This is a genomic window from Paenibacillus sp. FSL F4-0243 (genome assembly GCF_037963295.1).
In the GTDB taxonomy this organism is placed as follows: Bacteria; Bacillota; Bacilli; order Paenibacillales; family Paenibacillaceae; genus Paenibacillus_AQ.
In genome coordinates this window covers 36,839-50,158 of record NZ_CP150151.1, presented here as the reverse complement: position 1 = coordinate 50,158, position 13,320 = coordinate 36,839, and the positions used below count along the sequence as shown (strand labels likewise).

15 protein-coding genes and 1 riboswitch are annotated in these 13,320 nt (G+C 44.2%); of the genes, 1 reads left to right on the top strand and 14 read right to left on the bottom strand.

Annotation, left to right across the window (positions count from 1 at the left end; all coding sequences use genetic code 11):
- Window positions 1-230 precede the first annotated feature (230 nt).
- The 11 genes from spoVG to NSS87_RS00180 all read right to left on the bottom strand — a co-directional run bounded on the left by spoVG (window position 231) and on the right by NSS87_RS00180 (window position 10,299).
- Window positions 231-521: a septation regulator SpoVG gene (gene spoVG / locus NSS87_RS00230; RefSeq protein ID WP_042123119.1), complete on the bottom strand. Its 291-nt coding sequence runs from the start codon at window positions 519-521 to the stop codon at window positions 231-233.
- Window positions 522-731: 210 nt separating this feature from the next.
- Window positions 732-1,559, bottom strand: a complete 828-nt coding sequence (gene purR, locus NSS87_RS00225) for a pur operon repressor (RefSeq protein WP_042183840.1) — start codon at window positions 1,557-1,559, stop codon at window positions 732-734.
- A gap of 76 nt (window positions 1,560-1,635) precedes the next feature.
- Window positions 1,636-2,490, bottom strand: a complete 855-nt coding sequence (gene ispE / locus NSS87_RS00220; protein ID WP_042183839.1) for a 4-(cytidine 5'-diphospho)-2-C-methyl-D-erythritol kinase — start codon at window positions 2,488-2,490, stop codon at window positions 1,636-1,638.
- Window positions 2,491-2,630: 140 nt separating this feature from the next.
- Window positions 2,631-2,807: a small, acid-soluble spore protein, alpha/beta type gene (locus NSS87_RS00215; protein WP_042183837.1), complete on the bottom strand. Its 177-nt coding sequence runs from the start codon at window positions 2,805-2,807 to the stop codon at window positions 2,631-2,633.
- Between the two features lie 181 nt (window positions 2,808-2,988).
- Complete coding sequence (locus tag NSS87_RS00210; RefSeq protein ID WP_019914493.1) at window positions 2,989-3,264, bottom strand: Veg family protein; 276 nt, start codon at window positions 3,262-3,264, stop codon at window positions 2,989-2,991.
- Window positions 3,265-3,678: 414 nt separating this feature from the next.
- Window positions 3,679-4,581 (bottom strand): sporulation peptidase YabG, encoded by a 903-nt coding sequence (gene yabG / locus NSS87_RS00205; RefSeq protein ID WP_042183835.1) that lies wholly within the window; start codon window positions 4,579-4,581, stop codon window positions 3,679-3,681.
- Window positions 4,582-4,652: 71 nt separating this feature from the next.
- Entirely contained in the window at window positions 4,653-5,537 is an 885-nt protein-coding gene (rsmA, locus tag NSS87_RS00200) for a 16S rRNA (adenine(1518)-N(6)/adenine(1519)-N(6))-dimethyltransferase RsmA (protein ID WP_042183833.1), read from the bottom strand.
- Window positions 5,534-6,085, bottom strand: a complete 552-nt coding sequence (rnmV, locus tag NSS87_RS00195; protein WP_042183831.1) for a ribonuclease M5 — start codon at window positions 6,083-6,085, stop codon at window positions 5,534-5,536. Before rnmV ends, rsmA begins: the two co-directional genes overlap by 4 nt.
- A 176-nt stretch (window positions 6,086-6,261) precedes the next feature.
- Window positions 6,262-7,425: a 3D domain-containing protein gene (locus tag NSS87_RS00190; RefSeq protein ID WP_042183829.1), complete on the bottom strand. Its 1,164-nt coding sequence runs from the start codon at window positions 7,423-7,425 to the stop codon at window positions 6,262-6,264.
- A gap of 281 nt (window positions 7,426-7,706) precedes the next feature.
- Window positions 7,707-7,936: riboswitch (cyclic di-AMP (ydaO/yuaA leader) on the bottom strand.
- Window positions 7,937-8,133: 197 nt separating this feature from the next.
- Entirely contained in the window at window positions 8,134-8,904 is a 771-nt protein-coding gene (locus NSS87_RS00185; protein WP_339244182.1) for a TatD family hydrolase, read from the bottom strand.
- Between the two features lie 111 nt (window positions 8,905-9,015).
- Window positions 9,016-10,299, bottom strand: a complete 1,284-nt coding sequence (locus NSS87_RS00180; RefSeq protein WP_339244181.1) for an HD domain-containing protein — start codon at window positions 10,297-10,299, stop codon at window positions 9,016-9,018.
- Window positions 10,300-10,603: 304 nt separating this feature from the next.
- On the opposite strand from NSS87_RS00180, the gene NSS87_RS00175 reads away from it, so the two are divergent.
- Entirely contained in the window at window positions 10,604-10,858 is a 255-nt protein-coding gene (locus NSS87_RS00175; protein ID WP_042123095.1) for an AbrB/MazE/SpoVT family DNA-binding domain-containing protein, read from the top strand.
- 325 nt (window positions 10,859-11,183) lie between these two features.
- On the opposite strand, the gene rsmI is transcribed toward NSS87_RS00175, so the two are convergent.
- The 3 genes from rsmI to yabA form a co-directional block, all read right to left on the bottom strand.
- A complete protein-coding gene (gene rsmI / locus NSS87_RS00170) occupies window positions 11,184-12,098 on the bottom strand; it encodes a 16S rRNA (cytidine(1402)-2'-O)-methyltransferase (protein WP_042183824.1) in 915 nt (304 codons plus the stop codon).
- Window positions 12,095-12,868 (bottom strand): tRNA1(Val) (adenine(37)-N6)-methyltransferase, encoded by a 774-nt coding sequence (locus NSS87_RS00165; RefSeq protein ID WP_042183822.1) that lies wholly within the window; start codon window positions 12,866-12,868, stop codon window positions 12,095-12,097. Before NSS87_RS00165 ends, rsmI begins: the two co-directional genes overlap by 4 nt.
- A gap of 77 nt (window positions 12,869-12,945) precedes the next feature.
- Window positions 12,946-13,311 carry a DNA replication initiation control protein YabA gene (gene yabA, locus NSS87_RS00160; RefSeq protein ID WP_042123089.1) on the bottom strand — a complete coding sequence of 122 codons (366 nt, stop codon included), beginning with the start codon at window positions 13,309-13,311 and terminating at the stop codon, window positions 12,946-12,948.
- Window positions 13,312-13,320 lie beyond the last annotated feature (9 nt).

Genomic DNA, 13,320 nt, shown 5'->3' with positions numbered 1-13,320 from the left:
TCATTCCGGGCAAAAAGAAAAGAGAACCATGAAGTCATGGTTCTCTTTTCTATAAACCCCATGTTAGAAAAGCATTTATCGCTGCCTTTCGAAGATGTCGTCAAATCCTTCACTAGCGCTAGCTTTTCTTGCAAGATCAAGCTGCTTAAGTCATGAAGTATATTCGGTATGATCTTATCAAAAACGGCGGATCCTACGCCACCCAAAAGGTAGCCGTCTTCCGAGGCAGCCTAAGCTCCCTCTTCAATAACTTCTTCTTCTTCTTCAGTAGCGGCGCGATCGTACTCGGCCAGAACCGCGGATTGAATCTTCTCGCGTGTTCCCGAAGAGATCGGGTGAGCGATATCGCGGAATTCGCCATCCGGTGTACGCTTGCTGGGCATTGCAACAAACATCCCGTTATTACCATCGATGACGCGAATGTCATGAACAACAAACTCGTTATCGATTGTAATGGATGCGATTGCTTTCATTCTCCCCTCAGAGTTAACGCGGCGGAGTCTGACATCCGTAATTTGCATGTGTGTGTTCACCACCTTTTTCCATCAGAGACTTGGTGTATAATTCCACACAGCAAAGCGAATTCCTTCTTTTTGATTCCATAAAATACCTAAAAAAGAAATATATTTTTTAGGATCTGTTGTTTTCGACACGCATCGGGTGATTTTCTTAATATCCCTTACGTTTTCGACAATTTCCACGCTTTTTGAAAACAAAGAAACGTCAATCTATCAAGAGGAAAAGTAGTTACCCGGATGCGCGGAAATCCGCCGCTCTTTCGAGTCTACCTCGCTTAGTTTCACTAAAGAAACATAGTCATGCAACAGACGCTCTTCCGTCTCTACTGCACCTGATTCGACCAACACACCCACTCCAGCAACTTCGGCATTGAACTCACCGAGTAAATCAACCATCCCTCGAACGGTCCCGCCTGCCTTCATAAAGTCATCTACAATGAGTACCCGTGATTTCTCCTTGAGTGCTCGTCTAGAAAGAGACATGGTATGTATGCTCTTATGTGATCCAGATACATAATTAATGCTTACTGCTGAGCCTTCTGTAACCTGATGATCACGTCGTACCAGCACCACTGGCAAGCCGAGCTGTGCTGCCGTTGCATAGGCTAGCGGAATCCCTTTAGTTTCTACTGTCATCACCACATCGATTTCCGATCCATAAAAGGCCGTTGCGATGATCTTCCCAGCTTGCTCCATCAAAGATGGCAGTCCAAGCAGGTCCGACATATACAAATAACCACCAGGCAATATCCGATCTGTCTGTTCCAGCTGCACACATAAACGTTTAACAAAAGAGAGCGCCATTTCTTTAGGCATCACAGGAATATAACGTACTCCACCTGCTGCACCGGCTAAGGTCTGAAGCTCTCCAATGCCCTCACCTTCAAATACTTCTTTTATGATTGCCAAATCTTCACTGATGGAGGACTTAGCCGCTCCATACCGATCGGCAAATATAGACAGCGGCAGTAGGTCATGTGGCCGCTCAAGTAAAAACTGAGTCATGTCTACCAAACGTTGGCTTCTTTTTAATTTCTTCACGGAATGCTCCTCGCCAAAACCGAATATTTTATGAAAAATATATCACTTTTGTACGGGTTTACACAAGAGAAGCATACTAATTGAGTGATCTCACTGCATAGACTTCCTTGCAGAACCCTCGCAGTCCATTATAAATTCTTGCTACTTTAGACTGCTTGGACACTAAACCGAACACTGTAGGACCGCTGCCGGACATTAACACTCCGTCTGCTCCGAGCTTAACCATCGCCTCTTTGAGCTGCTGGACCTCTGGATGTAGCTTTAGGGTAACATCCTCAAGCACATTGCCCAGATGATTACACACGCCCCCAAAATCTCCAGCTTCGATCGCGTCCTGCATCTTTCGAGCCGAAGGATGAACAGCTATATTATTGCTCCGCACACGTCCGTATACTTCCGCAGTCGATACATTGATAGGTGGCTTAGCCAATACTACCCAGCATTGCGGAGGATTCTTAATCGGCGTCAGCTTCTCGCCACGACCTGTTGCCAAGGCAGTGCCACCTGTAACGCAGAAAGGCACATCTGAGCCAAGCTCAGCGCCAAGCTCCTGCAGCTCCTGCGCAGGTATACCTAGGCGCCACAGTCGGTTCAGACCACGTAGGGTAGCCGCTGCATCACTGCTGCCGCCAGCCAGGCCAGCTGCCACCGGTATTCTTTTATCCAGATGGATATGTACACCACTCTTCACGTTATAACGCTCTTTAATAAGCCTAGCCGCTTGAAAGGCCAGGTTCTTCTCATCTAGGGGAATATAACCCGCTTGACTTGATATTATAATAGTATCCCTTGGCAGCTCAGACAGCTCTAAACGGTCTGCTAGATCTACCATGGTCATAATCATTTCCACCTCATGAAAACCGTCAGCACGCTTGTGTAGCACATCCAGCATCAAATTAATTTTAGCTGGTGCCTTCTCATACATTTTCAAGGCGTTCACCCACCTTCAGCTTTTCCCGTAAAAACAACTTAACATATTATATGAAAAACTTCTAATGAAGTCCAATAATAAAAGGGTGTCGCCAGTTAGACGCACCCTTTTTCGTTAAATAATTGTTCACACGCTAAAGATTAAGATTTCCGGGCAGCCTCTTCAGCGAGCTGAATCGCTCTTTTCACCATATTACCTGCATCCTTCGCCCGTATTCCTCCCCAGCCTTCACGTTCCACAGTTTCGTAAAAACCAAGCTCCTTGGCTAACTCTGTCTTTAGTTCTTCCGACATCATGCCTCGTTTTCTGCGGCTCATTACGGAATTCCTCCCTTATGAAAGAAAATGATAAACCGATTGCTCAATTAGTATGCTTGCTTAGAACAAGGATCATTCACTGAATATTCACGCAAAAAAAAGAAACAGTCGTCCTTTATGAAGGACAACCGTTTCTGATACAAATAAAAAACAGCCTCCAAAGGAAGCTGCCCGTGAAACATTAAGCTTTAATATACATAATCCGCATCTGCCCATCGTCTTCACATACTGTGATTTCCACAGATTCAGTAAGGATATCGGCATAGCTATAGGAGACTCGCTTGAATGTTTGCTGCTCCTGATCCAGTTTGACAATAAATACAGAAGGGTACGTTTCTTCCAGGACACCGGTGCGTTCTACGGTTTTACGACGACCTCCGTTTGCACGCAACGTGATCTTATGACCGACGTGAGCTTCGAGACTGCGTTTGATTTCCAACAGCGCGTTATTAGCCATTGCCTGACGACCACCTCTTTTCTTGTCCATTATACAACTTCCCCAGGTGTTTGTCAAAGCAAATAAATAATTATAGATGATGAATATTTGGTTGTCAACGGAATTTTTTTGCGGAGAATCAGAGGCGAACTAATAGCCTTGTTATCTGTAATAGGTTTACCACAAAGCAAGAAAAATAACATTGTCGATCTTTAAAGATAACTACCATTTCACACAAGCATAATCGCCTTTGGCGTCGTCCCTACAAGGACGGTTAGCGTTTATGCGGGAAATATAAGGATAATGTATAGCGTGAAACTTATACTTTCTTATATAAAAAAAGGGTTAAGCTCATCGCTCACCCTTTCTTCGCGTTACTCTATTCGGCCACTCCAAATTACATATTAGCTTTGAAAATAGACCAGTACCTGTCGATTAAATTGCGGAAGGTGTCACTTTTAGTGCTGACAGGTTCTGCAGACGCGGCATCCCAATACGGAAGCTGCCACGGGTCTCAATACCGCCGATTCCCTGATTACCACTAATGGTGTTGTTCAAAACCTCACTCAGATTCACCGTATCCCTAATGGGCGTGAACGACGATTTTGCCGCTACATAAACTGGGTCTAGGGCATGGATCAATATCCGTCCAGGAGAACTGGCGAAATTCGCCCCTGCCCCCAGCAGTGCTTCAAAATGTGACTGACAAGCACCTGCAACAATCGTCAACGCATCAAAATTTCGCTCATAATCCCTAGCTACCCTAATAGCAGCTACGAAGTTTTGCGAATTTTTATAGCTGCTCAGACTGTGAAGATCGTAAGTATGCTGTTGCTTCAGCACCCCGTCATGACCGGTAATCACCACAATATCTGGACGCACGCGGGGCAGCAGCCGGTATAAAGTGTCAGCCATTGCGGACTCATGAACATGATGGCCTTCAGCAGGGATCCGCAATTGCTCGTATAAGCTAAGGCTCTTATTCAAATACGCTGGATCGCCATCCAGATGCAGTACTTTTCCCGGCACTTCAAAATAAGCAGCTTCCTTGGGCGATGGAGCCCATGCTCCTTCTGATAGAGCGCTCCCGCTCCTCTGACTTTGCTCCTGTCGGTCTTTCCGCAGCTGTGTCAGTGATTCATTCGCTTTAATCTGTGCCTGCTGTCCTCGTTCCGTAATTCGGGTAGGAGGCACTTGAACCAAGTCATTCAGAGGAGAATCCGCCAACAGACGGAAATCTGTGCCTTTAATGACGGCTCTGTCCTGCACAATATGATCTACACGAAAAGTCAAATCTCCGCCATAAGATTTACGAACGACCAAGTCTCCTAAATTCATTACAACCACCACCTCTACCCCATCGTATGGGCAAAGGCCTCAGTTGGTTCATAACTAGCTATGTTTTTAGCTTATTCAATTCCAGCAGCCAACAGAACACCGCTTAATCGGGCGTATTCTTCTAGACTTAACGTTTCTCCACGACGTGTTGGTTCAATACCAGCTTCTGCGAGTAAAGCCTCCAGACGCTCACGTCCCTCTTCAGGGAAGTAACGAGCCTTGAGATTGTTAGCAATCGTCTTGCGACGCTGTGTGAAAGAAGCTTGGACGACCTCAAAGAAGTGCTTCTCACTCTCAACTTCTACCGGTGGACGCTCTCTTACCTTTAGACGGATTACAGCGGACTCCACATTAGGTTGAGGAATGAACACCGTACGCGGCACAATGCAGACGAGCTCAGGCTCGCTGTAGTACTGCACGGCAATGCTAAGACTCCCGTATTCCTTTCCTCCCGGAGAAGCGGCCATACGCTCCGCAACCTCTTTCTGAATCATTACAACAATGTTATCAAGCGGAAGCTTCTCTTCGAGCAGCTTCATCAGAATCGGAGTAGTTACATAATACGGCAGATTGGCAACTACGCTTACCTTGTTCACGGATGCAAAATCTTCTTTGAACAGCTCCTGCAGATTTACATTCAGAACATCATCATTACGAACCTTAACATGCGGATAAGGGGAAAGTACGTCCCTTAAAATAGGAATCAGCCTACGGTCGATCTCCACAGCGGTCACTGCACCAGCGGTTAGCGCCAAACGCTCCGTCAGGGCACCAATCCCAGGACCGATTTCCAATGCCCCTGATTCGCTATCTAGCCCAGCAGCGTCAACAATCTTGTCCAATATATTTTGATCAATCAAAAAATTCTGTCCTAAGCTCTTCTTGAACTTGAATCCATAACGTTGAATAATTTCTTTCGTCCGTTTTGGAGTCGAAATTTCCTCTCTACCACTCATGAAGTAATGCCCCCCTGATCAATTTGGGCGAGAGCTCCGGCAAATTCCTCCCGCGTAATTCCAAACATCGCCAGCCGCTTGTACAGCTGCTTGCCATTACAATATCCGATTCCAAGCAAATTACCAAGTGCCATACGTCTTTCAGCTGCCCGAGGGTGTACAAGCATTCCAGCGGCCATTAAATCATCAAGTCCAATTAAAGCAGGTGCACCTTCAAAAGAGGTATGTACATTCCGCAGCGCATGACGAATCGCCTCTGGAGAAGCGTTCTCCACACCGATATCTCCCTTGCGGGTTGCGTCCTTCTCAGGAATGAAGGCATGCTTACAGCCCGGCACCTTTGCGGACACAATCTTACGAATTCGTTCACCCGCATGATCCGGGTCAGTAAGGATAATCACTCCTCTACGCTCCATAGCAAGCGCGATCTTCGCAATTACGGTCCGGTCTACAGCCGAGCCCCCTGTTTCGATCGTATCTGCTTCTACAGCGCGTTTAACAGCGACGGTATCACTCTTACCTTCAACGACAATTAATTCCTTAATCATATCTCTTGACTCCTTCCAAAAAAAGCAAAAAAGAAGAGGTTTCGCTCCTCTTCTTTTGGTTAAAGAATGTATAAGTGATGAGCGGTTGCTCTGCGATCAACGAAATGATCATCTGGCGTTCCTTAACGGTTATCATCACTATAGCTTATCAAAGAATAATTTGCAAAAGCTTCAGCCTAGTTTAACTCCGGCTTCACAGGTCCAATCACATAAACGGTACGTGATTTACGACCGAAATTACGCACATGGCTCAGTGAATCGTAATAGACATCTACTTTATTGCCTTTAATGGCACCGCCAGTATCTTCTGCTCGGCGGAATCCAAGCCCCTCGATATATACCCACCAGCCAATAGGAATTACATTCGGGTCTACCGCAATTGTACGACCTTCCGTTACGCGTGTTCCGGAAGCAGTTTTGTTACCAATACCTGGCTCTTCTGATGAATAAGCTGTCATGGAGACGTTCTTAATCATCTTCTTGTACTCAAAGTCTACGCCAGCCTTGCTTGTGACATTATTAGTCTTGGCGCTAACCTTAGCCGTTTTTGAAGTGGTGTTTGATTTGGAAGTTGTTGTAGTCTTAGCTACAGCCGGCTTAGGAAGTGCTTTGGTACCAACGGCAATAATCTTATCTTTCGTTACCGTTTGTACTTCCTTACCAATCATGCGCATAGAGGCCAGTTCTCCGTCTTGGTAGATCTTCTCAATATGCTGAATCATGACGCCTGGTTTGCCTGCCTGTGCCACTCTAACTGTTCCCACAGTAAGGGAGGGGTCTGCTGTCTTGATGACTCTGAAGGGTAAGTTAGTTGTTCGCTGTACGGTCTGTTTGTTGATGCGAACAATCTTAACCTCCATGTTTGCAGAAATGGTGGTGTCTAACGAAGGGAAAATCTTATCATGACCTTCTAGGGTAATGCCCATTTTCTCAATTGCTTTACCAATTGTGTCCTCGGTCGTATATAACGTTTTTGTTGCTCCATCCGCAGTAAGACTAATTTTCTGCGCACGATTGATAACGACACGGTCACCGTCTTTTATTTCATCACTCAGACCTAAAGATAGTTCATCATGCGGCTGCAGCGAAATTTGCTCTTTCTCCAACACATCACCAAGAAGCGCTTCCCGCGTTTCAAGCGTCTGTGTTTGCCCGTCTATTACTAAAAATAATTGTTTGTTACTTTGACCGTGTACGTACAGCAGAATAAGTAGCGCGATAGCGACTGAAATCACGCCTGCAAGTAAAAGTACGCGAGTATTTACTTGCTCCCACCGTAATGCGAAAGACCTGCTGGATGACTGCGAATCATGGGATACTTCTGGTTGGAATACGCCCATTCTCTCCATCCTCCTTACATAGCCCCGTCGTCAATTGTATATCATGAGGACTGAATTCCTTTGACGAAACTATTTGAGATTGTCACAGGACACGCACGTAATAACTTAGCGTCTCCTGCTCATGGATCGCCTGCTCGGCACAGCTACTCCCACCCCTGTTATATAACAGTATGTGGGCAACATTCTATTTATTCAAAAATAAAAAAGCCTAAAAAGAGTTCAACTGAGGACTCTTTCGTGGCTTCTCCAATATCAGAATAGAGAATGCTTGTGCACGAGGTTGCCTCTCTTACTTGCGCTTACGGGGTTAGCTGTCGGGTTCGGACGAAAGAGAGACGCCCTATTTCAGGTCACCCGCTCATGGCGGTTGCCCTTAAATTCACCCCAAAGACCACGTGAAGAAATCAAATACTGTCCTACGGCACGTCTAAACCGTATTTAAAATACAGGCATGCGGTAGGTCAATATTGGTTCCCCCGTTCTCCATACGGAGACTCAGCGAGACGATCCATGAATCAATGGCTGTCACTATAACACAGCTCACATCACTGAAAAGATGATATCCTGTTTTGATGCATGTTGTAAAGGACGATTCAACCACGTTTACGCAAAAATATGGTTAAAATATTGTAATATTCAGCCGTTTTTATATTAAAAAAGTTTAATATATCGGCCATTCTCTATTTTTCGCCTGTTTTGCTCCCGTTTTCACTCAATCCCAAATCGTTCCAGTGCGTTCGCATACGTTATTTTAGCCAATTCTTCCCATGTTAACCCTTTAATTTCAGCTGCTGCCTCTGCTACAAGCTTCACATGAGCGCTCTCATTTCGCTTCCCGCGGAAGGGGTGTGGAGTCAAATATGGAGCATCGGTTTCGATCAATAATCGGTCTAGTGGTGTCTGCGCAAGCACTTCTTTTGGCACTCTTGCATTTTTGAACGTAATGGGTCCTCCAAAGGATAAATGAAAACCAAGATTCAAGCACATTTTAGCTGTTTCCCAGCTTCCTGAGAACGAGTGCATCACGCCTCCAACCTCATTTGCTTTTTCCTCCCGTAAAATCCGTACAACATCCTCATGTGCATCACGATCATGAATACAAATCGGCATATTTAATTCACGGGCTAGTCCAATTTGCTTGCGAAAAACTTCATGTTGCACATCCTTGGGAGAAGTATCCCAGTAATAATCCAATCCGATTTCACCAATAGCCACTACTTTTTTATGACTGCATAGAGAAGCGATCCAATCGAGATCTCCTTCTTTCATATCAATCGCATCCTGAGGATGCCAACCCACTGCCGCATAAATATAATCATAAGATTCCGCCAGCTTTATCGTTGAGGGAATCGTCTCCCGATTAAATCCGATATTAATCATCTTGCTAACTCCTGCTTCTACAGCACGAGCGATAACTTCTTCGCGATCCTCGTCGAATTGAGGTGCATCCAGATGCGTATGTGTGTCAAACAGAAACATTTTAACCCTCACTCCTTGTTCTTTTTTAGATATATAACAATATAAGTTTCACGCTATCCGTGATATCTTATTTTTCTACTCTTCTTGTCAAAAATCCCATATTTTCTTGTATTATTTTGCAAAAATCTCTGCAATAGAAGCAGGCAATCGCGTAAGCGCATTTCTTAACTTATCCTGAGGAAAATAAAGATGATATCTTCCACGGTGAATGCCGCTAATAGAACGCACAATATCCGACACCTCTGAAATTTCCCGCAGATGATCATGCCGATCAAGCAGCAGAATTTGTTTATTGTCAAAAGCTTCTCCCGGACGGAACACATCATAGGGCAGATCTGTCGGAAAATCAATCTCCAAATCATATTCTGGGTGAAGTCCCGCTGCCGCAAAACTGCTGCGAATTTCAGTAATCATTTCTGTATCGAGATTCTCCACCTCAACATATTTATAAAGTTTACGATGAATAAAACGGGTACACAAGTCGCTTAGTAGCTCATCTTTCTCAAGCGTCCACTGCATAAAAGCCGTCTGTACCAGTGCTTCATCCAGCATTAAATACTGCTTCACTGTCACCTCACCACGGAACAAATCCTCCAGTGGATTAATCATGAAACTAAAATTGTACCCCTCTTGGAAAAGCTCCTTGGCTCTACGAAAAATTTGTCGCAAAATAATCTCTGAGCTGCGTGTCACCGGATGAAAATAGACTTGCCAGTACATTTGATAACGCGACATTAAATAATCTTCAATGGCATGCATTCCCGATTCTTTTACAACAATTCGACCATTATAAGGACGCAGCATTCTTAAAATCCGATCAATGTCGATCGTTCCATAGTTTACACCTGTATAGTACGCATCACGCAGCAAATAATCCATGCGATCAGCATCTAGCGGACTCGAAACCAGATTTACAACAATTTCATGCTCATAAGTTTTAGCGATTACAGAGGCTACTTTACGAGGAAAATCCTCCTCCACATCACGCAAGATCTCAGTAATCTCTGTGTCCTCCAGAATAATTCGACAAGTCCAATCCTCATGATTCATTTCAAAAGCTTCTTCTATAGAATGGGAAAATGGACCGTGTCCCAGATCATGCAGCAAGGCCGCACACAAGGTGAGCAGACTTTCTTCAGGAATCCAATCCTTATACCCGCTTCGTTCAAATTGCGAAATAATTCTACGTGTAATTTCGTACACCCCTAGGGAATGAGAAAACCGACTATGCTCTGCGCCATGAAAAGTAAGATACGAGGTACCCAGCTGGCGAATACGACGTAAACGCTGAAATTCCTTTGTATTTATTAGTCGCCAAATAATAGTATCCTGCACATGGATATAATTGTGAACCGGATCTTTGAAAACCTTTTCTTCTGTGAGCGGCTGCTTCATGAGATCAACTCCTTTATTAAATTTAGTATGATTTTAACCAATATAAGTATATAATAAGTAATTATGTCGTACTTTGTCGAATAGTGACGTTTTTAGTCTTGGTAAATCGACAAAGTTTATTTTTTCACTTTTTTTAGAATTCGTGATTGTTATAGGGAATTCAAAGTTTTCGTGAAAAAGCACTTATTCAACAGATGAAAAAAGGTTGACTGTTTTGGGAATCGTTGGTATTATAAATATCATAAAACAGTGAACAATGTCGAATAATGACGTTTTTGGAACATTGAGAGGAGTAACGATTGTTATGATGAAATCAACAGGAATTGTAAGAAAAGTAGACGAACTTGGACGGGTAGTTATTCCCATTGAATTGCGCCGTACTCTTGGCATTGGTGAAAAAGACGCACTTGAAATTTACGTTGATGGTGAGCGCATTATGCTTAAGAAATATGAGCCTGCCTGCATTTTCTGCGGCAACGCTGAGAACGTAACTTACTTCAAAGGAAAAATAGTTTGTCATGAATGCATTTCTACTATCCCTACCCCTGTGACAAACTAAAATAAATAGTATATAATAGAACTAATCAAATTGTTAATTCTAACCTTTTCATATCTCCTTGACCTCCCGTGACCGCGGGAGGTATTTTTTTTCTGCAATCACCTGTGTTTCCTGCCCAAAAGGTGTCTACAAGGATTAACTCCCCTCATGACACCTAATAATGATGGGGAATGCGGTGAGAGCATGAAGCAAATCGAGTTTTTACCATGATCTGGTCTATCTTGGGCTTCCTTTTGGGAACCACCTTCAGGCTAGAATCTCGTCAGCTTCGTAATACCCCTCCGCACCTTGTTAGCCTCTTAGAATTAGAATCCGTCAATAATACTTACTGCTGCTCCGTTTTATCCAGAAGTGCGTTATAAATATCCCGCTTTGACACACCACGATCAGAGGCTGCTTTTTTCATAGCTTCTTTACGCGGCATATCTGCTGCTTCGTAATGAGCAACATGTTCTTCAATATTTAACTGGCGCCACCAAGCCGATTCCGCCATTTCAGCATCTTCCTTGCTCTCGCCTTCAACGACGATAACATACTCACCAAGCGGTGGATGTTCAGCGAGCCAATCCGTACATTCCTCGATCGTCCCACGTAGAAACTCCTCATATCTCTTCGTCAGTTCACGAGCAAGCACAATTCGCCGATTGCCAAATGCTTCATGGAGATGAGCCAGTGTCTTCACCACGCGATGTGGAGATTCGTAGAACAGTATAGTCCCTTGCGCCGAACGAAGTGGACTTAATACCGCACGGATATCTTTACGTTCTCGAGGTAAGAAGCCGATAAAAGTGAAAGTAGTCGTAGGCAGACCAGAGGCAATTAATGCTGACAAAGCTGCGTTAGCTCCGGGTATAGGAATTACTGGTATACCATGACTTATGGCAAGGGCTACAAGGTCTGCACCAGGGTCGGAAATGGCTGGTAAACCGGCATCGCTGACGAGTGCCAAATTTTTTCCTTCTATTATATAGCGGATAAGTTCAGGTCCACTGGCAGCCTTATTATGCTCATGATAACTGAACAGCATAGAGGGTGTAATTTCAAAATGGCTCAACAATTTCCGAGTTTGTCTTGTATCCTCAGCTGCAATAATATCGCATTCCTGCAAAGTGCGGACAGCACGATAAGTCATATCCTCTAAATTACCGATGGGTGTTGCCACCAAAAAAAGTGAACCGGTTGATTCCTGCTTATGTGTATTGTTATTGTTCTGAAAACTGCTTTGGCATGATATCGTCATGATTTACCCTCTTTAGCACCATAGTAGATGTCCATAATTTCTGGACAATATTGATTGTCCTCATTATATACAATGAGTGGTGGATGTAAACGAACCTCCGGCTTACCATCACGTATCGCTTCAATTAATACCATATTAGCTTCCAGATGCGCACGTGGATGTACAAAGCGAATAATCTTAGGCTCGAGCCTATATTTTCTCATAAGACTAATAATATCGACCAATCGTTGTGGCTTGTGAACCATACTTACCTTTCCACCGGTGCGAACCAGTCTCACACAGGCTTGAATGACCTCCTCCAGCGTACACCCGATTTCATGACGAGCCATAGCCTGATGAGTGTTCAGCTTGAGGTCACTGCCGTTAAGCGGCATATAAGGAGGATTGACTGTTATTGCATCATATACGCCATGTCCTGCTACTTTATATAACTCACGTAAATCGCCTTCATGGATCACAACCTGATCCTGTAGCCCATTTAGAGCCACGCTACGCCGAGCCATATCCGCTAAACGGGGCTGAATTTCAATCCCTTCTATAGAAGCTTTAGTTCGGGTCGTCATCAAAATAGGAATTACACCATTCCCAGTACAAAGATCCAGGACTCTCCCACGAGGCGGAACGCTGGCGAAACGCGCAAGCAGTACAGCATCCATAGAAAAGCTAAATACTTCGTCACTTTGAATAATTCGCAAGTCATGCGTTAATAAATCATCCACCCGCTCCGTCGGCAACAAAGGAACAGATATATCGTTAAAAGAATTTGTCATGTAGTAATCTCCTAAATGTTTTGTTGAGCTAAAATTCAAAAAAAACCGTAGGATCAATCTCCTACGGCTGGATATCCTCATTTATTAAGAAAAGAAAGACAGAACAGACAATCACCTTCCGTGCGTAAATGTCCAAAATAAACATTACAGATGTGAAAGCCTTCATGGTAAAGCCGGGCCAAGTTGTCATAACCTTCCCCGACAACCTCTTCTGTTCCCTCTCCGGCAGCTAAAAGAGCTTCCGCCTCCGCAGAATCTACGGTAGGATCCAAAGGTGCATCCCGCTTTAAAATTTTGCGAAGCTGTTCATTCTCCAGAGTTAACCTCTGATTAGCTTCCATCAGTTCTTTTACCGTCTGTTTCCATTCTCCAAGATTGGCGCGCATCGTTTCCATCTGTGCTTCCATATCCTGCATGTGTGCAAATATATTTTTCTTCTCCAAGTTTCCACC